The following is a 19,701-nucleotide window of genomic DNA, read 5'->3' on the forward strand; positions in this document are numbered from 1 at the left end:
CTCTACGATGATCGAGTGAGCGATCAGGCGGCGGGCTGGTACCCGGACCCCTCCGGGGAGAACCAGCAACGGTACTGGGACGGGGACTCCTGGACCGACTACTACGCCCCGGCACTGCCCACCGCTGAGGAGCCGACCGGGCCGCAGACCGCGCACGAGGACTACCCGTATCTGGCCGGCGTCACGCACCAACGTCCCGATGTGATGGTCACGCCCGGAACGCCGGGGGCCTGGTCCACGTCAACGGCGTGGGGCACCCCTGCGCCGGGGAAGGACGACTCCGGCACGAAAGTGTTCGGGGACGGGGTCCGCAAGACTCCCGGCGGAGTGGCTGCGGTGGCTTCCCTCGTGGTCCTGGCCGTGCTGCTGGTGGCAGGGCTCGGCTGGTGGGCAGTCTCGGGCCTGCGCGGCGACGACCCCGATCCCACCGGCGGTCCGACCGGTGGTGGCACCACCACCACCGGGACGGTGACTCTGGACGAGTCGACCACGGGAGAGGTCGAGCGTGCCGGCCAGTGGGAGGGCACGGTGAGCGTGTCCGCGGAAACGGTCGTGCTGCTCGACGTGCGGTCCGAGGACGGCGAGGACCTTTTTCTGAGCGTGCAGGACTCCTCCGGTTCCGAGATCGTCGAACAGGACGACCGGGGCCGGGAGCTGGCCGACGTCGTGGGTGGCACGTCCCTGGACCCGTTGGCGATGGTCCGGCTCCCGCAGGGCGAATACACCGTGCTGGTCAATGAGGTGCGGGGCGAGCAGAGCGGCCTCGAGCTCATCGCGACCGCAGTCACCGAGACGGTGACAGTCGGCGAGCGGTACACGGCGGAGGTGCCCGACGACGGGTACTGGGTCGGGGTAGCGACGGTCCCCGAGGACGGTGCGTACACGATCGACGTGCGAGACACCGGCAGCAAAGACCCCACCCTCGTGTCCGTGGACTCGGACGGCCGGGACCGCTCCAACGACGACCGGGACTACGAGAACGACGAGCTCGATCCACTCATCGAGGCAGACCTGCCCGCGGGTGACCTGCTGCTGCTCGTCTCCGAGTGGCACGGCGACCAGACGACGGTGACGATCGACGTGACGGGTCCGGCCTGATGGGCAGGAAGCGCACCGCCTCCGGCGGCACCCCGGCCACCGTGGCGCTGGCGAATGCTGGGATCGACTTCGGCACGCACCCTTACGCCCACGACCCGGCCAGCGAGCTGAGCTACGGGTTGGAAGCGGCGGCTGCGCTCGGGGTGCCTGCGGAGGTCGTGTTCAAGACACTGGTGGCCCGGGTGGACGGCCTACCCGGACAGGGCCTCGCGGTGGCCATCCTGCCGGTGGCCGAGACTCTCGACCTCAAGGCGCTCGCCCAGGCGCTGGGGCAGAAGAAGGCAACGATGGCTGACCCGGCCGCGGCGCAACGGTCCAGCGGATACGTGACCGGGGGCATCTCCCCCATCGGTCAACGCACGGCCCTGCCCACAGTGATCGATGCCACCGCCCAGGAGTTGCCGCTTATGTACGTCTCGGGCGGCCGCCGCGGGTTCGACATCTCCCTCGCGCCGCAGGACCTGGCCCAGGTGACGCATGGGAGGTTCGAGCCGATCACCACCCACCTGAACCGGAGCCGATGATGTGCCGTCGGTGCCACAGGGCAGCATGAACGCGCTGTCACCCCGGCTCGCCGCAATCGTTGCCGCGCTGCCGCTACGGCCAGGGCTTCGGGTCCTGGAGATCGGCGGTGCGCCGGGCGCCGCGGCACGAGCGGTCGCCGAGCGGATCGGGAACGGCCACATCCTGGTGATCGACCGCTCCGCCACCGGTGTGGCCCAGATTCGCCGCAACGCCGCAGCACAGATCGAGACCGGTGTGCTCAGCACACGCCAGGTCGCGGCCGAACACTTCGAGTTGCTCACGTCCGAGGCACCGTTCGACCTCGCCTTCGCCGTCCGGGTCGGAGCACTCGACGGCCGCCACCCCCGGGCCGGTGCACTGGCCAAGGAGCGGATCGCGGCTGCGCTCACGCCGACCGGGCGACTCTTTATCGACGGCGGCGACCCGCTGCGCGAGGTCGAGCTGCCCGGTCGCTGACCGATCGGAGGCACCATGAGCCACGAGAACATGTAAAGTTTTCGTCGTGATCTTTACATGTCAGCCCGATGTGACAAATTCTGTGTCATGACGCACTGGCAGGCAGACCGCCCCTTCAACGAGCTACCCCCTCCGCCTGACGCCGGCAGCCTCGAGACCCGGCGGGTCCTCAAGTCGACGATCGGCGCACGAACTGCCCTCGCTCAGCTCGACCAAGCCGGGCGCTCGATGCCCAACCCGGCGGTCCTGATCAACACGATTCCACTGCTTGAGGCTCAGGCAAGCTCGGAGATCGAGAACATCGTCACCACGACGGACGAACTGTTTCGTCAGGTCAACGTGGCCGATACGGCCACTGATCCCGCCACTCGCGAAACGCTCCGATACCGTACCGCGCTACGAGTCGGCTCCGAACTTGTTCAGCAGCGCGGCCTGACAGCCAGTGCCGCCGAGAAGATATGCAGCGTGGTCCAGGGACACGAGGTGACGATCCGGTCGCTGCCCGGGACACGCATCGCCAACCCCTCGACCCGGAAGGTCATCTACTCACCTCCAGAAGGTCACGACCTCATCCGGGACAAACTCGCAGAGTGGGAAGCCTTCGTCCACACAGACGATGGTATGGATCCACTGGTCCGCATGGCTGCTTCGCACTATCAATTCGAGGCGATCCACCCGTTCGCCGACGGGAACGGTCGCACGGGGCGAATCCTGAACGTGCTGATGCTGGTCGAGGCTGGCTTGCTGCACCAGCCGCTGCTCTATCTCTCGCGATACCTCATCGGCACCAAGCAGGACTACTATCGGCTCCTGCTCGACGTGACCACGAAGGGCCGTTGGGAGGAGTGGATCACCTACATCCTCACCGGCATCGAGCGAACATCGCTCGCCACCACGCGGCAGATCGCCGCCATCCAGGACCTGCAAGCGAGTTTCGCAACCCAGGCTCGCAGCGCATCGAAGGGTGGCGCCGATGCAGAACTGCTGGCGGTGCTGTTCGAACAGCCCTACACCCGCATCGCAGTCGTCATGGACAGGTGTGGCATCTCCAGACCAACCGCCACCCGATGGTTGACCGAGCTGGTGAATGCGGGGTTGATCCGGGACGTCAAGGCCGGTCGTGAGCGGCTCTTCGTCAATACCCAGTTCCTCAGCCTACTGATGCACGGCAGCTGGGACTGAACGGCGCGACGAGTCAGCTCGCGAACGGCCGATGCGTCTCCACGATCTCGCGCCCGAACGGGGTGAGTGAGATCGGGATGAGCTTGAGGTTCGCCCAGCCCATCGGGATGCCGATGATGGTGATGAACAGCGGGATCGCCGTGACGATGTGCTCGATCACCAGCCACCATCCGGCAACGATGAACCAGATGATGTTCCCGATCGTCGACCCCGCACCGGCGTCCGGCCTGCGCACGACCTCACGTCCGAACGGCCACAGCACATAGTTGGCCATCCGGAACGAGGCGATCCCGAACGGGATGGTGACGATCAGGATGCAGCAGATCACCCCAGCGACTGCGTAGCCGACGGCCAGCCAGAAGCCCGCGAAGACAAGCCAGATGAGATTCAGCAGGGTGCGCACGGTTCCAGTCTAGGCTGGCTAGGGTGGCCGCAACGCAGACTCCCCCGAGCGCGCTCCGGGTGTTGGAGTTCATCGACGAGTGTGACGGCATCGAGGTTGTCTACGCCGGCGGCCGCTTCACCTTCACGATCGTCGGCACGCCGCCACAGATCGTGACCTGGGATGTCGACCCTGCGGACCTGTCGCGCGCAGCCGTCAGGCTGAACCGAAGCGCGCGAGCGGCGTTCGGACGCTCCCATGCCGGATGGAACCTCTTGCTCGTCCACCTCGAGGAGGCATTGCGTACCTCGACAGCAACGCGTGGCCACCTCGAACTGACCGACGGGGCCCAGCTCCGGGTCACGACCTGCCCGCCCTGAGCCGTGCATGCCGGCGGGCTACGCTGGCACGGTGGGACCTGAGGAGTTGTGCGGCGCGACGTTGACCAATCACGACCTCACCGGCGAGGTGTGGATCGGTGCCGAGATCGACGAGCTCGAGCTGGACAGCTCCTCGTTGCGGCGGCTCCGGGCAGCCGAGGGCACCTGGGAGCGCTGCACCTTCACCGACTGCGACCTCACCGGTGCCGACCTCGCGGGACTGACCACCCGGGACACCGGACTGGTCCGGTGCACCCTCGACGGCGCCCGGCTCACCGGGTCCTCCTGGTTGCGGTCGCGGATGCGGGAGGTGAGGGCCACCGAGGTCGTCGCCGACCTGCTCTCCGCGCACAGCGCCACCTGGACCGATGTGACGTTCACCGACGCGACCCTGCGCCAGATCGACCTCAGCGGCGCCCGGCTGCAGCGGGTCCGATTCATCGACTGCGACCTGTCCGAGGCGCGCTTCGCCGGGTTGCGGGCCGAGCAGGTGACCATGACCGGCTGCCGTCTGGAACGGATCTCCGGGGTGGACGCGTTGCGCGGGGTGTCGATGACCCACGGGGACGCGGTGAGTGGGCTCGGCTCGTTCGCCGAGCACCTCGGCATCACGCTCACCGAGGAGGGCCGATGACGGCGGTCGCGGCCTCCCTCGAGGCCGTCCGGTCCCGTACTGCCACCGCCGCCGAGGCAGCTGGGCGCGATCCGGACGATGTGCGCCTATTGCTCGCGGTGAAGCGGGTGGAAGCAGTGCGGATCCAGGAGGCGTTCGCCGCGGGTGCCACCCTGATCGGACAGAACCGTGCCCAGGAACTGATCGCCACCGAGCCCGACCTCGTCGACGTTCCCCACGAGACACACTTCATCGGGCACCTACAGTCGAACAAGGTGAACCAGGTGATGCGCTGGGCCGACTGCGTGCAGAGCGTGGACTCGGCGAAGCTGGCCCGACGGCTCGACCGCGCCGCCGAGACCCGGGAACGGGATCTGGACGTCTTCATCCAAGTCAACACCTCTGGCGAGGAAACCAAAGCGGGAGTGACACCCGAAGCAGCGGGCGAGCTGGCCGCCGTCGTGGGCTCGCTGGAGCACCTGCACCTGCGTGGCTTCATGACCATCGGGGCGAACTCCTCGGACGCCGGCGAGGTGCGGGCCAGCTACACGGGGCTGGCTGAGGTGGCCCGCGCTGTCGTGGGCTCGGGTGAGGCAGGTACAGGCGAGGCACGAGAGCTCTCCATGGGGATGTCCGGCGACCTGGAGATCGCGATCGCCGCCGGCGCGACCATGGTGCGGGTGGGCACCGGAGTGTTCGGCACACGGGCGGTGTGAGACCCCCGGGAATACCTGGCGACATGCTGTGTTGGGCCTGGGAGAGCATCCCCCGATCAAGGAGTAGCAGTGCCCACCATCGACATCACCGCCGAGAACTTCGAGCAGACGATCACCGGGAACGACATCGTGCTGATCGACTTCTGGGCCGAGTGGTGCGGACCGTGCAAGCAGTTCGCACCCGTCTACGAGAAGGCCTCCGAGCAGCACGGCGACGTGACCTTTGCCAAGGTGGACACCGAAGCCGAGCAGATGCTCGCCGGGCAGGCCGGGATCCAGGCGATCCCCACCCTGATGGCGTTCCGTGAGGGCGTGCTCGTGTTCAACCAGGCCGGCGCGCTCCCCGCGAAGTCCCTCGAGGAGCTCATCGACGGCGTCAAGGGCCTGAACATGGACGAGGTCAAGGCTCAGGTGGCCGAGCAACAGGCCGCACACGAGGCGGGGCACACCGAGCAGGGCTAGCTCCACCACCCAGGACGGATCGCCCGGGTTACGGCACCCGGGCGATCCAGTCCGGATCGGAGAACTTGCCGACGGCCAGCTCACCGGCGCGCGCGATCTCCTCCTCATGCAGGTCACCGTCGACTGTGGCGTAGCGGGCCCGGAAGTGGTTCTTCAACGACTCGATGATGGCCTCGCGCGACATGCCGGTCTGGCTGCGTAGCGGGTCCACTCGCTTGTTCGCGCTGGTGGTGCCCTTGTCGGAGAGCTTCTCCCGGCCGATCCGCAGCACCTTGAGCATCTTCACCGCGTCGATGTCGTAGCTCGCCGTCACATGGTGCAGCACGGTGCCGTTCGCGAGCCGCTTCTGTGCGGCTCCACCGATCTTGCCGGCCGGTGAGGCGATGTCGTTCAGCGGTACGTACTTGGCCTCGATGCCGAGCTCACGCAGGGCGCCGATCACCCAGTCGTCGAGGAACGCGTACGACTGCTCGAAACTCAAGCCCTCCACCAGTGAACCGGGCACATACAGCGAGTAGGTGATCGCGTTCCCGGGCTCGACGAACATCGCTCCCCCGCCGGAGATGCGCCGCACCACCTGGATTCCGAGCTCCTGCGCAGCAGCCGTGTCCACCTCGTTGCGCAAGGACTGGAACGAGCCCAGGATCAGGCACCGGCCGGACCACTCCCAGATGCGCAGCGTCGGGCCGCGCCGACCGGCCCCGACCTCCTCGAGCAGTACCTGGTCCAGGGCAAGGTTCATCGTGGGCTCCATCGGACCCGGATGCACCACCTCGAAGGTGTGGTCGTGCCAGCCGGTGGCCTTGCCCAGCGCACGCCGGACGGCGATCGCGACCGCCTGCGGGGTGAAGCCCACCATGTGCGCATCCGCCGTTGCCGCCTCCACCAGCGAGGCCATCTGCTGCACTTTGGCCGTCACCGGCAGCCCGGTCAACGCGGCGTCGATGCGTTCCAGCGCCTCATCCGGTTCCAGGAAAAAGTCGCCACTGATGTGCACCTGCGCGAGGCGGCCGTCGGCCACCTCCACCTCGGCCGCCACCAGCTTGCCGCCGGGCACCTTGTACTCGCCTCTGCTCACTGTCTCAGCCTATGCGCTGCCCTCCCGACGCCGATGCGCCGACGGTCAGGTCTCAATCTGGCAACGGGGCTGACAGACGCTACGTGTAATGACAGGATGGCTGAATCGTTGCACGACGGGGGTGTCAACGTTCCGGCCACCCATCGGATTCTCTCGACGAAGGAGCATTCAATGACGATCTCCAAGGCAACCACAGGCGTACTCAGCCTCGGCCTGGCTGCGACCCTGGCTCTCGCCGGGTGCACCACCCGCGACGATGACCCGGATCCGGGCACGGGCGGCGAGGGCGCAGCCGATGACATCACCATCGCGTTCGTGCCCAAGCTCCAGGGCATCCCGTACTTCGAGGCGATGAACACCGGCGGGATGGCCGCCGCCGAGGAGCTCGGGTTCGAGTGGCTCTACCAGGGGCCGACCACGGCCGACGCCGCCGCCCAGGCCGACATCGTGCGCTCGTTCATCCAGCAGGAGGTCGACGTGCTGTTCGTGGCACCGAACGACCCGGACTCGATGGCGCCGTTGCTGCAGGAAGCTCAGGACGCCGGCATCCACGTGGCCACCACCGACACCGACGCGCCCAACTCGGTCCGCGAGGTGTTCATCTCGCAGGCCTCCGTGGAGGGCATCGGCCAGCAGCTCACCGACTCCCTGATGGAAGCGATGGGCGGCGAGGGCGAGTACGCGATCGTCTCCTGCGGTGAGACGGCAGCCAACCTGAACGCCTGGATCGAGGTGCAGGAGGCCTACACCGCCTCGGAGTACCCCGACGCGGAAATCGTCGACATCGTCTACGCCGGTGAGGACCAGGCACGCGCCACGCAGATGGCCACCGACCTGATGCTCGCCAACCCGGACCTGACCGGGCTCGTAGGCGAGTGCACCTCCAGTGCACCCGGTGTGGCGCAGGCAGTGGAGGACGCCGACCGCGTCGGCGAGGTGTTCACGGTCGGCCTGGGGACCCCGCAGTCAATGCTGCCGTACCTGGAGACCGGTTCGTCGAGCGCTTCGGTGCTGTGGGACGTGGAGGCCCTGGGCTACCTGACCGGGTGGGCCGGGGTTCAGCTGGAGAACGAGGTCGAGTTCGAGGCGACGAACGCGGTGAACGAAGACCTCACGGCCGTGGAGTACGACGACAGCACCGGGGTGCTGCTGCTCGGGCCGCCCACGGTCTTCACCGCGGAGAACGCCGGCGACTACGACTACTGATGAGTGAGTCCACACCGCGTCTGCGGATGCGGGACATCTCGAAGCGGTACGGCGGTGTGCGGGCGATCCGGCACGCCGACCTGACGGTCCGCCCCGGCACCGTGCACGCCCTCGTGGGCGAGAACGGTGCCGGGAAGTCCACCCTGATCAAGATCCTCGCCGGGGCCGAGCACGCCGATTCCGGCACGATCGAGATCGATGGCGACCCGGTGACCATCGAATCCACCGGCGCGGCCCTCGACCTCGGCGTGCAGACCGTGTACCAGGAGCCGCAACTCTTCGGCGAGCTCACGGTGGCGGAGAACTTCTTCGTGGGGCGGGAGATCACGAGCGGTCCGGTGATCGACTGGCGCCGGCAGGCCCCCCGGATGTTCGAGCTGCTCGAGCTCGTCGGGCTGGACCGCGACCTCGCCGCCACACCGATCGGGCACCTCTCGATCGCCACCCAGCAGCAGGTGTCGATCGCCAAGGCCCTCCTGGACGACGCCCGGATCCTGATCCTGGACGAACCGAGTGCGATCCTCACCGACACCGAGATCGAGGTGCTCTTCGGGGTGGTCCGGCGGCTCGCCGAGCAGGGGGTGGCGATCATCTACATCAGCCACCGCCTGGACGAACTGTTCCGGATCGCCGACGAGGTGACCATCATGCGCGACGGTCGCACGGTGGACACCGAGCCGCTGGCCGACCTTACCGTCCGCGAGATCGCGGAGCGCATGGTCGGCGGAGAGCTCACCGAAGGGGCTCGAGAACCGAACCCGCCGGGTGAGGTGCGCCTCCAGCTGGACTCGCTCAGCCTGGAGGGACACTTCGAGAACGTCTCGCTCAGTGTGCGGGCCGGGGAGATCGTCGGCCTGTATGGGCTGGTGGGCTGCGGTGCCGCCGAGGTGGGCGACGCCATCTACGGGATGCGCCAGCCGACGTCGGGCCGGATGGAGGTCATGGGCAGCGATGCCCGGGTGTCCACCCCCGAGGCGGCGAAGCAGCGCGGAATCCGGATGCTGCCCGCGAACCGTTCCGCCCAGGGCACGTTCTCCTTCCAGTCCATCGCATTCAACATCACGATCGGTTCGCTCGGCCTCCTCGGAAAGGTGGCCGGGTGGGTCTCCCCCGCCGCGGAACGCACGATCGCCGGCTCGCTGATCGACCGGCTCGCGGTCAAGACACCCAGTCAGCGACAGCCGGTCAGCGCGATGTCCGGTGGGAACGCGCAGAAGGTCGTCCTCGCCCGCCAGCTCGTGGAACGACCGGACCTGCTGGTGCTGGCCGAGCCCACCCAGGGCGTCGACGTCGGAGCCAAGGAGGAGATCCACCAGATCGTCTCCGACCTGGCCGACGCCGAGACGGCGATTCTGGTGATCACCACCGACCTCGCCGAGGTGCTGCGCATCGCCGACCGGGTGGTCGTGTTCCGGAACGGGAAGATCGCCGAGGAGTTCCCACCCACGGCCACCCAGGCCGAGGTGCTCACCGCGGCGGCCGGGGACATCGTCAGTGAGGGCACCTCATGAGCACGACCACGGAACGGGCCGATCAGCTCTCCCTCCGGAAGATCCTTCCCCCGGTACTCACCGGCCAGGAGGCCGTACTGATCGTTGTGATCGCCGCGCTCTGGGTGCTGCTCGGACTGACCACGCCCGCCTTCCTCAGCGCGGGATCGATCGGCCCGCTGCTGGTGCAGGTGGCACCGATCGCCCTGATCGGCGTCGGGATGACCTTCGTGATCATCACCGCCGGTATCGACGTCTCCGTGGCCGGCATGGTGATGGTGTGCGCCGTGGTGACCGCCCGCGTGCTGGTGGCGGTAGAGATCCCGGCGATCGTGGCGGTGCTGCTCGCGATGGTGGTGGGGCTCGCCCTCGGCACACTGAACGGCGTGCTGGTTGCCTACGGCGGAGTGCACCCGATCATCATCACCTTCGGCACCTGGAACGTGTTCCTGTTCATCGGGTACCGGGTGTTCGACTCCTCCACGGTGAACGGCATCCCCGGCACCCTGGCGTTCTTCGGTCGCGGCGCGGGCGGGCAGACCCTCGGCATCCCGCACTCGTTCGTGATCGCCCTGATCGCCGTCGCGATCGCCTGGTGGTTCCTGCGCCGAACCCGAGCCGGGCGCAACCTCTACGCGATCGGTGGCAACGCACACGCAGCGCGGCTCGCCGGGATCAAGGTACGGCCCCGGCTGATGACCGTCTACGCCGTCACCGGCACCCTCACGGGGTTGGCGGCCTGCATGGTGATCGCCACCGGCACGTCCACGCTCGACCAGTCGGTCGGCTCCGGCAAGGAGCTGCAGGTGATCGCCGCCGTCGTGATCGGCGGAACCTCCATCATCGGCGGCCGGGGCAGCGTAGTGGGCACGCTGCTCGGCGCGATCCTCGTCCAGACCGTGATCACCGGGGTCACCCAGCTCGGGTGGCCCTCCGAGGTCGGTTTCCTGTTCGTGGGGATCTTCATCCTGGTGGCGGTGGGCACCGACCTCGTCCGTGAGCGAGCGAGGAGGCGATCATGAAGAACGGGATCGTGGACGGCGTGCGCGGGTGGATCGAGACCGGCGGGCTACGCGACCGGGCCGTGTTGCTGGGCGCTCTGCTGATCGTGCTGGTCGTGGCAATGACGGTGCTCGACGCCGCCGGCCTCACCAGTGGCCGGTTCACCACCGACTATCTCGCCTCGGCGTTGATCGCCTATGTACCGCTCGCGCTACTGGCGCTCGCCGAACTCCTGGTGATCATGTCCGGGCGCGGGTCGATCGACCTCTCGGTGGGGTCGATGGTCTCCCTCACCGGGATCGCGTTCGGGATGCTCTACCAGCAGTGGGGCGTGCCGTTGTTCCTCTCAGTGGTGCTGGCGGTCGCCTTCGGCGCCCTGCTGGGCGCGATCAACGGCCTCCTGACGGCGTATGCCGGCTTCCCGGCACTGATCACCACCCTTGCCACGTACTACGCCTATCGCTCCATCGCCCTGGTCGTCAGCGGCCAGCGACCGATCTCCGGTGAGTCGATCAGCGCGTTCTACAGTGCCACGAGCGAGGTGGAGCTCCCCCTGATCGGTGCGTACGTGCCACTGGTGCCGCTCGGGGTGTTCACCTTCCTGCTTCCGGTAGCCGTGCTCGCGTGGTTCGTGCTGAACCGCAGCACCTACGGGCGGCGGCACTATGCACTCGGCACGAACGAGACAGCAGCACGGTGGGCGGGCATCAACACCCGACGCACCCGGCTACTCGCGTTCGTCTACGGGGGCGCGATCTGCGGCCTCGTCGGCGTGTACACGGTGGCCCAGTTCGCCTCCGCCCGGCCCGATGCGGGCACCAGCGGCTCCGGGATGGCGCTGCCGGCCATCACGATTGCGGTGCTCGGCGGGGTGGCGATCACCGGCGGAATCGGAAGGCTGAGCGGGATCCTGCTCTCCGCGCTGCTGATCGTGTGGTTGAACGCCTCGATCCTGCTCGTGATCCCCGGCAACGTCGGCACCCAGGTGCAGTTGCTCGCCCTCGGCGCTGTTCTGCTCGGTGCCTCGCTGTTCGGCAGCGTGTCACTGCGACGCCGCCGCCAGGAGACCGGTGGCGCGGACGCCGAGGAGACCCCGACCACGCAGTAGTCCCTCCGACCCATCCCCCACGAAGGAGCATCCATGCAGATCGGCGTCCACGGGCTCGTGTTTACCGGCGAGTTCGACGAACCCGGCCTCGTCACAGCCATCTCCGGCACCCAGCAGGCGGGGTTCGACTTCCTTGAGCTGCCGCTGATGGACCCGTTCTCCATCGACGGAGCTGCGGTGAAGCGGATCCTCGACGATCACGGCATCACGATGACCGCCTCCTTGGGGCTGGACGCCGCGCACGATCTCTCCAGCGAGGAGCCGGGCGTCTCAGCTCGCGGTGAGGACCTGTTGCGGCGGGCGGTGGACGTGGTGGCCGAGGCCGGGGGCAGGCACCTGTGCGGGGTGATCTACTCGGCGATGCAGAAGTACATGACGCCGGCCACCCCGGCCGGTCGGGCGAACTCGGCTCGCGCCCTGGCTCGGTTGGCCGACCATGCTCAGGCCAGCGGGGTGGAGCTGGCGATCGAGATCGTGAACCGGTACGAGACCAACATCGTGAACACCGCGCGCGCCGGGCTCGGTTTCCTCGACGAGATCGGGCACGACAACGTGCACCTGCACCTGGACACGTATCACATGAACATCGAGGAGTCCGGGATGGTCGAACCGGTGCTCGACTCGGCCGACCGGCTCCGGTACGTGCACATCGGGGAGAGCCACCGGGGCTACCTGGGGACCGGGTCGGTGGACTTCGGTTCGTTCTTCCGGGCGTTGGGCCGGATCGACTACGACGGGCCGATCGTCTTCGAGTCCTTCTCCAGCGCGGTGGTGAGTGCCTCGCTGTCGAACACCCTCGGCATCTGGCGCAACCTGTGGGACGACCCGGCCGACCTGGCTGCCCACGCGAACCGCTTCATCCGCGACCAGATCCGTGCGGTGGAGACCATCGCGTTCCACTGAGCGATCGCCCGCCGCCGCCGTCGTAGGTCTGTCGGAGCCTACGACGTCGGTGGGCCGGGTTCTGCGTCCAGGCCCGATTCGACGGCCATCCGGATGACGCCCCGTGCGGACTCCGGCTCCGTGAGCGCCGCCCAGGAGCACACCACCCGCCCGGGATCGATCAGGTGCCACCACGGGCCCCGCACGGGGACCGCCACCAGCGAACCCTGCACCCGCTCGGGGTCGATGCCGCGGGTCGCGATGATCTCGCGCGCCACCTCTCCGATCGCGCGGGTGTGCGTGGCGCCCGGGTCGGTCCGGAACCGATCGTCGGCCTCGATGACGTCCGCCTGACGATCCGCGGCTTCCCAGAGGCCATCGTCGATCGTCGACGCCCAGGTGCGGACGACCTCGCTCCCGAGCCCGGAGCTGTCTCCCTCACGTCGCACGACGTCGGCGAAGACCAGGGGCCACTGCTTCGACCAGGCCGCCCGGACGCCGTCGGGGGCTGCACCGTGCCGGATCGGCACATCCGCCTCAAGGGCCGGCGGAACCACAGGTTCCGGTGCCACGTCGAGCGCGAGCATCTGCCGCAGCACCAGGGCCACCAGCGGCGGGCCGCCTTCTGTCAGTGACAGCCCCCAGGAGGGCTGACCGGCAAACCGCACCAGCCGAGACCTACAGCGCCTCGACGCCCGCGTGCAGGAGCCCGAACACCAAACCGTCCACGAGCGCCTCCCAGGAGGCCTCGAGCAGGTTCGCACCGACCCCGACGGTGCTCCAGGAGTGGTGACCGTCGGTGAGCTCGATGAGTACCCGGGTGATCGCGTCGGTGCCGTGCGCGGAGTCCAGCAGCCGCACCTTGTAGTCGATCAGCTCGATGTCCTCGATCTGCGGGTAGGCAGTGGCCAACGCCTGACGCAGGGCGTGGTCAAGGGCGTTCACCGGCCCGTTGCCCTCGCCAGTGGAGACCACCCGCTGGTTCCCGGCGTGGATCTTCACCGTGGCTTCGGCGACATCCCGCATCACCCCGTCCGGGCCGGCGGAGTGGTCCACGATGGCCCGCCAGGACTCGGTGCGGAAGTAGGCGGGGCGCTCGCCGGTGATCTCCTCGCGCAGCAGCAGCTCGAAGGAGGCGTCCGCGGCGTCGTAGGTGTACCCGTTGGCCTCGGCGTCCTTCACCCGGGAGGTCACCCGGCCGAGCACATCGGACTGCCCGGTGAGATCGAAGCCGAGCTCACGCCCCTTGAGCTCGATGCTCGCCCGGCCGGCCATGTCCGAGACCAGCATTCGCATATCGTTGCCGACCTTGCGCGGGTCGATGTGCTGGTACAGGTCCGGGTCGATCCGGATGGCACTGGCGTGCAGCCCGGCCTTGTGCGCGAACGCGCTGGCACCGATGTAGGGCTGGCGGGCGAACGGGGCGATGTTCGTGATCTCGCTGATCGCGTGCGCGATCCGGGTGACCTCCTCCAGGCCCCCGTTGCTGAGCGTGCGCAGGCCGAGCTTGAGGTCGAGGTTCGCGACGACGGCCATCAGGTCCGCATTACCGGTGCGCTCGCCGTAGCCGTTCACGGTGCCCTGTACGTGCCGGGCGCCGGCACTGACGGCGGCCATCGAGTTGGCCACGGCGCAGCCCGAGTCGTTGTGGGCGTGCATGCCGAGCACGTGCCGGCCTGGGTCGGTCTCAGCGCGGACGGCGGAGACGATCTCGTGCACCCACTCGGGCAGCATGCCCCCGTTGGTGTCGCACAGGGCCACCACCTCGGCGCCCGCCTCGAAAGCGGTGGTGACGGCGCGCAGCGCGTACGCGGGGTCGTACTGGTAGCCGTCGAAGAAGTGCTCGGCATCGAGCACCACCCGGCGCCCCTCACCGACCAAGTAAGAGACCGTGTCGGCGATCATGGCGAGGTTCTCCTCGCCGGTGGTGCGCAGGGCACGCTCGACGTGCCGGATGTCGCTCTTGGCCACGAGGGTGACGGTGGGTGCTTCGGAGTCGATCAGGGCACGCACCTGGGTGTCGTGATGGGCGCTGGTACCGGGCTTGCGAGTCGCCCCGAAGGCGGCCAGCTCGGCGTGCTTCAGGTCCAGGTCCTTGGTGGCGCGTGCGAAGAACTCGGTGTCCTTCGGGATCGCGCCCGGCCAGCCACCCTCGATGAACGTGACCCCGAGCTCGTCCAGCAACGGTGCGATGGCGAGCTTGTCGGCGACAGTGAGGTTCATCCCCTCCTGCTGGGCGCCGTCACGCAGGGTCGTGTCGTAGACGTGCACGGCGTCGTCGCCGTGGTTGTCCGCGGGTGTGGTGGTGGTGCTCATGGTGGTGACTTCCTGGCAGCAGGGTTCTCAACCGGTCGGGCGGGGTGAGCCCGGCAACAAAAAGACCCCCCGGGTTCGGGAGGTCTGCGCGTTCGCCGTGGTGGCGAACGCGCTAGCCGATAATCAGAGCGCTGGTGGGCGTCATGGGCCCCATCATCGCACAATTCACCGCACCTGGCTGTCGGCCCCGAGCCGTACGCTCGGCGAGTGGAGATCCTCGTGTGCGCCGACGGCGAGCAGGTGCAACTGTGCGAGCTGACGGCGGAGCTCACCCCGGGAGCCACTCGCACCTGCACCCGCGCCGAGCTCCCGCAAGTGCTGGCCGCGTACCAGGATTCCGCACCACGCTGGGTGTGGGCAGACACAGCTGCGCTCGCACCAGAGCTCATCACTGCGGGCGTGCGGGTGAACCGTTGCCTGGACCTGCGGCTGTGCCGTGCCATCCTGCAGCACGCCGTTCCCGATCACGACTGGCCGGACCTGGGCTGGCGCACCGCCCCCGTCGTGGCAGCTCACCCGGCGGACCCGGCCGTGCCGACGCTCTGGGACGACGTCCCCGACGCACCCTCGGACGAGCTCGAGACACTGTTGGCCGAACGGACGCGGCAGCAGGTGGCGGTGACGGCATGCCCAGAGCCGGCTCGCATGCGTCTGCTGCTCGCCGCCGAGTCGGCCGGCGCCATGATCGCGGCCGAGATCGCGGCCGACGGCCTGCCGTGGGACCGGGCAGTGCACGAGGACCTGCTCACCGAGGCCTTGGGCCCGCGACCCGCACCCGGCACGCGGCCGGCGCGGCTGGAGGAACTCGCCGTACAGATCCGCGAACTCCTGGCCGCGCCGGCCCTCAACCCGGACTCCCCGGTCGAGCTGCTGCGTGCGTTGCGCCGCGCCGGGCTCGACCTGACCACCACCTCGAAGTGGGAGATCGGTCGTTTGGAGCACCCGGTGGTGGGCCCGTTGCTGCAATACAAGAAACTGGCCCGATTGCTCAGCGCGAACGGCTGGGCCTGGTTGGACTCCTGGGTGCACCCGGACCCCACAGCGACGGCGAGCCGGCGTCCTCGATTCCGGCCGGACTACGTCCCCGGTGGGGTGGTCACCGGGCGGTGGGCCACCAGCGGCGGTGGTGCGCTGCAGCTGCCCAAGCAGATCCGGGCGGCGGTCCGTGCCGACCCCGGCTGGCGGCTCGTCGTGGCGGACGCCGCGCAGATCGAACCGCGGGTGCTCGCCGCGGTGGCCTCCGACGACGCACTCGCCGCCGCGGGGCAGGCCGGCGACCTCTATCAGGGTCTTGTCGACCGCGGGGTCATGGGCACCCGCGCGGAGGCGAAGGTGGCGATGCTCGGCGCCCTGTACGGGGCTACCACCGGTGAGGCGGGATTGCTGATGCCGCGCCTGATGCGGGCCTATCCACGGGCAACGGGCGTCGTGGAGCAGGCAGCACGCACCGGTGAGCAGGGTGGCACGGTACGCACCTGGTTGGGGCGTACCTCTCCCCCACCCCCGGAGTCCTGGCACGAACGCCAGGCCGCAGCGAGCCAGCCGGAGGCGACGGACGCCGTCGAACGCCGTGCCCGCCAGGGTGCACGGGATTGGGGTCGGTTCACCCGGAATTTCGTGGTGCAGGGCACGGCCGCGGAGTGGGCGCTGTGCTGGATGGGTGAGATCCGCCGTCGGCTCATTCGCTACGACGACCTCGGCGAGCGACCGCACCTGGTGTTCTTCCTGCACGACGAGGTGATCGTGCACGCGCCGGAGCCCGTGGCCGAACATGTTGCCGAGGAGGTGCGGGCGAGCGCCACCGAGGCCGGCCGGTTGTTGTTCGGCCGGACCCCGGTGGCATTCCCGCTGGACGTGGCGATCGTCGAGAACTACGGCGACGCCGACTAAGGAGTTCCGGGAACAGCCAGGCTCGCCTGGGCAAGGAGCCCATCGAGACCGCGAACCGTCGATTCCGCATTCCCGATCAGCAAGGGACTGCCCGTGCCGCCGAGCAGCACATGAGCAGGTACCGCGTCTCCTTGCGACTGATAGCTCACCTCCTGACCGTCCACGAAGATCCGGAACTCCCGATCGCCGGACTCACCCGCCGAGTACGTCAACCGGACGTTGACCCAGGTCTCGAGCGGGAGCATCCCCGGGTTTGACGTACACCCGTACCGCGCACCAGTGGCGCTGTGCGCGCGAACACGCAGGCTGCCGTCGTCGTAGATCCACAGCTGCGCCCCCTCGCCCTTCGCCATGATCCGCGGCAGAGTCGTGCGCCTGTGCTGAAAGATCATGGCCTCGAAGGCAAAGCCCGCCGACAGGTCCACGTCGGCCGTCTCCGGCACTGACACCGGCAGTCCGCGAGGCTCAAGTGACAGGACGGTGGCCTCGCCGCCCGGGAGATCGGCGCTCACCCATGCGGGCTCCCCCGGCTCCTCGTCAGTGCTCTGGCCCAGGACTGCGAGCGTTCCGTTGTCCGACCCCGCCACACTCTGCGCGGGATCCTGGTCCCGGAAGTCCCAGGCATCCGCAAACGGCTGCAGCACCGTCCAATCCAGGTGGACTTCATAGCGGACCCGCGGCGAGCCGGGCGCAATCAGATCGATTCGTGAGGTCCCGGGGACCGAACTGGCCTGCCGCACGTTGACACGAGTCCGAGCATCATCGGCGCGTGCCTCGAGCACCGGCTGCCCCACGGCGTCGGCGACGATCCCGCGCAGGTCGTACGTGAACACCTCGGGAACGAAGCCGGTCAACGGTTCCCCGTCGATCGTCAGGTCAGCAAGCATGGGCACCTCACGCTTGGACGCCGGGATCGCCCACTGCGCCAATGGCTCGATCTCATCCAGATCGGTGCCGGCCGGTACCTCTTCCCAGTGCCGCAGCGGCGTGAACACCACAGCCAACTGCAGATCCGTCACACCTGATGCCTCGATGGTGAGCTTCTGCACGCCGGTGTTGGGATTCTGACCTTCCGGATCAGGCGATGACGGGAGCGGAGTCGCCGGGCGCACCGAGAAACGCACACCCTCGGCCGGTTCGACGATCTGGACCGCGACCCGGTCATCACCAACGCTCAGCACCGCCGACAAGCCGTCGGCCGCCACGTCGACCTCAGCCTCGGTGTGCATGAACCACCACACCTCGGCCGGCTCTGAGGCCTGCAACTCGTCCCGGACCACCAACTGTCGCCGATGGTCCCTCAGGGAGACTCCCCGGCGCCAGCTGGTGACCCCACGGTTCGCGTACGCCGCCGTCAGATCGGCGATGGCGAACGCGCTCAGCGGGCCGAACCCGTGCTCCACGATGTCGGCTTTCGCCATCGGATCCTGCTCGGGACCCGCACCGGGGTTGACCACCAGCGTGTTGTTTCCCTCCGCCCGCTTGCGGTAATAGGTCCAGCGCGAGCCGTCGCGTCGATTGTTGTAGCCGGGAAGGCTGTAGTCGTCCTTCCCGAGATCCGAGGCCCAGCGATGCCCCAACGCATCGAAGACGAAGGTGCCCAGGTCCAGATCGGCGTGACTGGTGTCATTGAAACCTCCCTTGAATCCCGCAAAGGTGGTCAATGGCTGTTCCCATGCTGCTCGCAGTGTCACCGCTTCGCTCGTGCGGAACAACTTGTCGAACGGCAAATCCTGCTCGATGGGGTTCTTGTCCTCGACCTCCGGATCGAAGTAGAGCAACTTACGCTCGGGGCTGACCGACTGGTCGAGATTCCCCCACCACGAGAATGACGGCTTCTCATACCGGCTCGCCATCCAGAACATCTCCGGAATATACGGGCGCCCCACGAGGTCAGTGTCATAATAGTTGAAGTTCATCCCCAGCGGGCTGGTCATGTAGATCGGGAAGTATCCCGTCTCACTGAAGCCGGGCGAGTCGGACAGGCCGAAGCTTGTGCCGACCGCGGACTCAAAGGCCCTGAGGTAGGACACCCAATAGCGCATGGTGTATCCCCAATAGCCCATCCCTTCCGGCCAGGCCCCATCGGGAGCGAACTCAGCAGCGGCAATGGCCACAGAGTCGAGACTGCTACGCAGGACCTCTTCGGCCACCTCAGGTTCCTCGTCGCCGATCGCCAGAGCCCCCGCAGCCATGCCGGCATTGCCCACGAAGTTCCAGTTGCCCGTCACCGTTGACCATGGCGGGCTGTTGCCGTGCCGGTCCGAGTCGCGATACTCCACCAGCCCTTGCTTGAGCCCCAGCTCAACGATCGCACCACGAATCAGATCTCGCTGGTCATGGGAGAGGCGATGATACAGCCAGTCATATCCCATCGCACAGGCATGAGCCAATTCAGCAGTACTCAGGAAGGTGTCAGACCAGTCGGGGAAGTTGGCCACGGCTTCTAGTTCCGCTATACCCCGCTCTGCATAGCGGTCCTCTCCGGTCAGGCCATGCAGCAACGACATGCGGAAGACGCTGTTGCGCACCCGCCGGCTGATCGAGAGAAGGTTTGAATCTGGGTCGTATTCTTGGGGCGATTGGTTGAGAATTCGCTGGCCCAGTCCGACGAGATTCTCATACCAGTCGGCCGCTCGAGGATCGGAGTCGATCGATGCTTGAATAGAAGCGAATCCTCCCGGCCCGAGCCAGAGTCGCGGGTGTGCCGGTTGAAGCCGGTCGACGATGCTTCCCGTATCGGCGAATGCTCTGACGTGGCCGAGGCCACCTGACAGGGCCGCCGCCGCTCCAGCGAGCGCAAGCACGCTGCGCCTGGAGATATCGCGTGACGTCATGGAACGTTCCTCCTCGTTGAGCGTGGCGATCATGCGAACAAACTGGGACCCGGCGCCGACCGGCATCCACATCCGCCG

Annotated in this window: 19 protein-coding genes; 14 read left to right on the forward strand and 5 right to left on the reverse strand. The window is 67.9% G+C overall.

Features of this window, described 5'->3' with window-relative positions; translation table 11 throughout:
* Positions 1–15: 15 nt before the first annotated feature.
* The 4 genes from BLU77_RS10310 (at position 16) to BLU77_RS10325 (ending at position 3,261) form a co-directional block, all read left to right on the forward strand.
* A complete protein-coding gene (locus tag BLU77_RS10310) occupies positions 16–1,098 on the forward strand; it encodes a DUF2510 domain-containing protein (RefSeq protein WP_089772844.1) in 1,083 nt (360 codons plus the stop codon).
* Positions 1,098–1,622, forward strand: coding sequence for a Cys-tRNA(Pro) deacylase (ybaK, locus tag BLU77_RS10315; RefSeq protein WP_089772845.1), 525 nt, complete (start codon positions 1,098–1,100; stop codon positions 1,620–1,622). The genes BLU77_RS10310 and ybaK overlap by 1 nt, the downstream gene beginning before the upstream one ends.
* A 25-nt stretch (positions 1,623–1,647) precedes the next feature.
* The gene (locus BLU77_RS10320; protein WP_089772846.1) at positions 1,648–2,079 is read left to right on the forward strand and encodes a methyltransferase domain-containing protein; all 432 of its coding nucleotides are present in this window, start codon (positions 1,648–1,650) and stop codon (positions 2,077–2,079) included.
* Positions 2,080–2,166: 87 nt separating this feature from the next.
* Positions 2,167–3,261, forward strand: a complete 1,095-nt coding sequence (locus tag BLU77_RS10325; RefSeq protein ID WP_089772847.1) for a Fic family protein — start codon at positions 2,167–2,169, stop codon at positions 3,259–3,261.
* Positions 3,262–3,274: 13 nt separating this feature from the next.
* Here BLU77_RS10325 and BLU77_RS10330 read toward each other — a convergent pair whose 3' ends face one another.
* A complete protein-coding gene (locus BLU77_RS10330; protein ID WP_089772848.1) occupies positions 3,275–3,664 on the reverse strand; it encodes a YccF domain-containing protein in 390 nt (129 codons plus the stop codon).
* 23 nt (positions 3,665–3,687) lie between these two features.
* On the opposite strand from BLU77_RS10330, the gene BLU77_RS10335 reads away from it, so the two are divergent.
* The 4 genes from BLU77_RS10335 to trxA all read left to right on the forward strand — a co-directional run bounded on the left by BLU77_RS10335 (position 3,688) and on the right by trxA (position 5,814).
* A complete protein-coding gene (locus tag BLU77_RS10335) occupies positions 3,688–4,023 on the forward strand; it encodes a hypothetical protein (RefSeq protein WP_139177720.1) in 336 nt (111 codons plus the stop codon).
* A gap of 31 nt (positions 4,024–4,054) precedes the next feature.
* Positions 4,055–4,657 (forward strand): pentapeptide repeat-containing protein, encoded by a 603-nt coding sequence (locus BLU77_RS10340; RefSeq protein WP_175477027.1) that lies wholly within the window; start codon positions 4,055–4,057, stop codon positions 4,655–4,657.
* The gene (locus tag BLU77_RS10345) at positions 4,654–5,352 is read left to right on the forward strand and encodes a YggS family pyridoxal phosphate-dependent enzyme (RefSeq protein ID WP_089772851.1); all 699 of its coding nucleotides are present in this window, start codon (positions 4,654–4,656) and stop codon (positions 5,350–5,352) included. Before BLU77_RS10340 ends, BLU77_RS10345 begins: the two co-directional genes overlap by 4 nt.
* Before the next feature lie 69 nt (positions 5,353–5,421).
* Positions 5,422–5,814, forward strand: coding sequence for a thioredoxin (gene trxA, locus BLU77_RS10350; RefSeq protein ID WP_089772852.1), 393 nt, complete (start codon positions 5,422–5,424; stop codon positions 5,812–5,814).
* A gap of 28 nt (positions 5,815–5,842) precedes the next feature.
* Here trxA and lplAB read toward each other — a convergent pair whose 3' ends face one another.
* Entirely contained in the window at positions 5,843–6,892 is a 1,050-nt protein-coding gene (gene lplAB / locus BLU77_RS10355; protein ID WP_089772853.1) for a lipoate-protein ligase LplAB, read from the reverse strand.
* Positions 6,893–7,063: 171 nt separating this feature from the next.
* Here lplAB and BLU77_RS10360 point away from each other — a divergent pair, with 171 nt between their 5' ends.
* Genes BLU77_RS10360 through BLU77_RS10380 form a run of 5 tightly spaced genes read left to right on the forward strand, consistent with a single transcriptional unit; the run spans position 7,064 to position 12,601 of the window.
* The gene (locus tag BLU77_RS10360; RefSeq protein ID WP_089772854.1) at positions 7,064–8,098 is read left to right on the forward strand and encodes an autoinducer 2 ABC transporter substrate-binding protein; all 1,035 of its coding nucleotides are present in this window, start codon (positions 7,064–7,066) and stop codon (positions 8,096–8,098) included.
* Entirely contained in the window at positions 8,098–9,609 is a 1,512-nt protein-coding gene (locus BLU77_RS10365; RefSeq protein WP_089772855.1) for a sugar ABC transporter ATP-binding protein, read from the forward strand. Before BLU77_RS10360 ends, BLU77_RS10365 begins: the two co-directional genes overlap by 1 nt.
* Positions 9,606–10,610 (forward strand): ABC transporter permease, encoded by a 1,005-nt coding sequence (locus tag BLU77_RS10370; RefSeq protein ID WP_089772856.1) that lies wholly within the window; start codon positions 9,606–9,608, stop codon positions 10,608–10,610. The genes BLU77_RS10365 and BLU77_RS10370 overlap by 4 nt, the downstream gene beginning before the upstream one ends.
* Positions 10,607–11,698, forward strand: coding sequence for an ABC transporter permease (locus BLU77_RS10375; protein ID WP_089772857.1), 1,092 nt, complete (start codon positions 10,607–10,609; stop codon positions 11,696–11,698). Before BLU77_RS10370 ends, BLU77_RS10375 begins: the two co-directional genes overlap by 4 nt.
* Before the next feature lie 33 nt (positions 11,699–11,731).
* Positions 11,732–12,601 (forward strand): sugar phosphate isomerase/epimerase family protein, encoded by an 870-nt coding sequence (locus BLU77_RS10380; protein WP_089772858.1) that lies wholly within the window; start codon positions 11,732–11,734, stop codon positions 12,599–12,601.
* A 38-nt stretch (positions 12,602–12,639) separates the two neighbouring features.
* On the opposite strand, the gene BLU77_RS10385 is transcribed toward BLU77_RS10380, so the two are convergent.
* A complete protein-coding gene (locus BLU77_RS10385) occupies positions 12,640–13,248 on the reverse strand; it encodes a hypothetical protein (protein ID WP_139177722.1) in 609 nt (202 codons plus the stop codon).
* Positions 13,249–13,258: 10 nt separating this feature from the next.
* Positions 13,259–14,896, reverse strand: coding sequence for a citramalate synthase (gene cimA, locus BLU77_RS10390; protein WP_089772860.1), 1,638 nt, complete (start codon positions 14,894–14,896; stop codon positions 13,259–13,261).
* 207 nt (positions 14,897–15,103) lie between these two features.
* On the opposite strand from cimA, the gene BLU77_RS10395 reads away from it, so the two are divergent.
* On the forward strand, positions 15,104–16,786 hold the full coding sequence (locus BLU77_RS10395; RefSeq protein WP_175477028.1) for a bifunctional 3'-5' exonuclease/DNA polymerase: 1,683 nt from the start codon (positions 15,104–15,106) through the stop codon (positions 16,784–16,786).
* Here BLU77_RS10395 and BLU77_RS10400 read toward each other — a convergent pair.
* Positions 16,783–19,296, reverse strand: a complete 2,514-nt coding sequence (locus tag BLU77_RS10400; protein ID WP_175477029.1) for a LamG-like jellyroll fold domain-containing protein — start codon at positions 19,294–19,296, stop codon at positions 16,783–16,785. The two genes, BLU77_RS10395 and BLU77_RS10400, sit on opposite strands and share 4 nt — an antisense overlap.
* Positions 19,297–19,701 lie beyond the last annotated feature (405 nt).

The sequence above is a fragment of the Ruania alba genome (assembly GCF_900105765.1).
Taxonomy (GTDB): Bacteria; Actinomycetota; Actinomycetes; order Actinomycetales; family Beutenbergiaceae; genus Ruania; species Ruania alba.

What these genes read in the sequence shown, in the direction of transcription:
- ybaK (WP_089772845.1), top strand. Translation starts at nt 1,098, where the DNA reads ATGGGCAGGAAGCGCACCGCCTCCGGCGGCACCCCGGCCACCGTGGCG.
- BLU77_RS10320 (WP_089772846.1), top strand. Translation starts at nt 1,648, where the DNA reads ATGAACGCGCTGTCACCCCGGCTCGCCGCAATCGTTGCCGCGCTGCCG.
- BLU77_RS10325 (WP_089772847.1), top strand. Translation starts at nt 2,167, where the DNA reads ATGACGCACTGGCAGGCAGACCGCCCCTTCAACGAGCTACCCCCTCCG.
- BLU77_RS10345 (WP_089772851.1), top strand. Translation starts at nt 4,654, where the DNA reads ATGACGGCGGTCGCGGCCTCCCTCGAGGCCGTCCGGTCCCGTACTGCC.
- BLU77_RS10360 (WP_089772854.1), top strand. Translation starts at nt 7,064, where the DNA reads ATGACGATCTCCAAGGCAACCACAGGCGTACTCAGCCTCGGCCTGGCT.
- BLU77_RS10365 (WP_089772855.1), top strand. Translation starts at nt 8,098, where the DNA reads ATGAGTGAGTCCACACCGCGTCTGCGGATGCGGGACATCTCGAAGCGG.
- BLU77_RS10370 (WP_089772856.1), top strand. Translation starts at nt 9,606, where the DNA reads ATGAGCACGACCACGGAACGGGCCGATCAGCTCTCCCTCCGGAAGATC.
- BLU77_RS10375 (WP_089772857.1), top strand. Translation starts at nt 10,607, where the DNA reads ATGAAGAACGGGATCGTGGACGGCGTGCGCGGGTGGATCGAGACCGGC.
- BLU77_RS10380 (WP_089772858.1), top strand. Translation starts at nt 11,732, where the DNA reads ATGCAGATCGGCGTCCACGGGCTCGTGTTTACCGGCGAGTTCGACGAA.
- cimA (WP_089772860.1), bottom strand. Translation starts at nt 14,896, where the DNA reads ATGAGCACCACCACCACACCCGCGGACAACCACGGCGACGACGCCGTG.
- BLU77_RS10400 (WP_175477029.1), bottom strand. Translation starts at nt 19,296, where the DNA reads ATGTCGTTGCTGCATGGCCTGACCGGAGAGGACCGCTATGCAGAGCGG.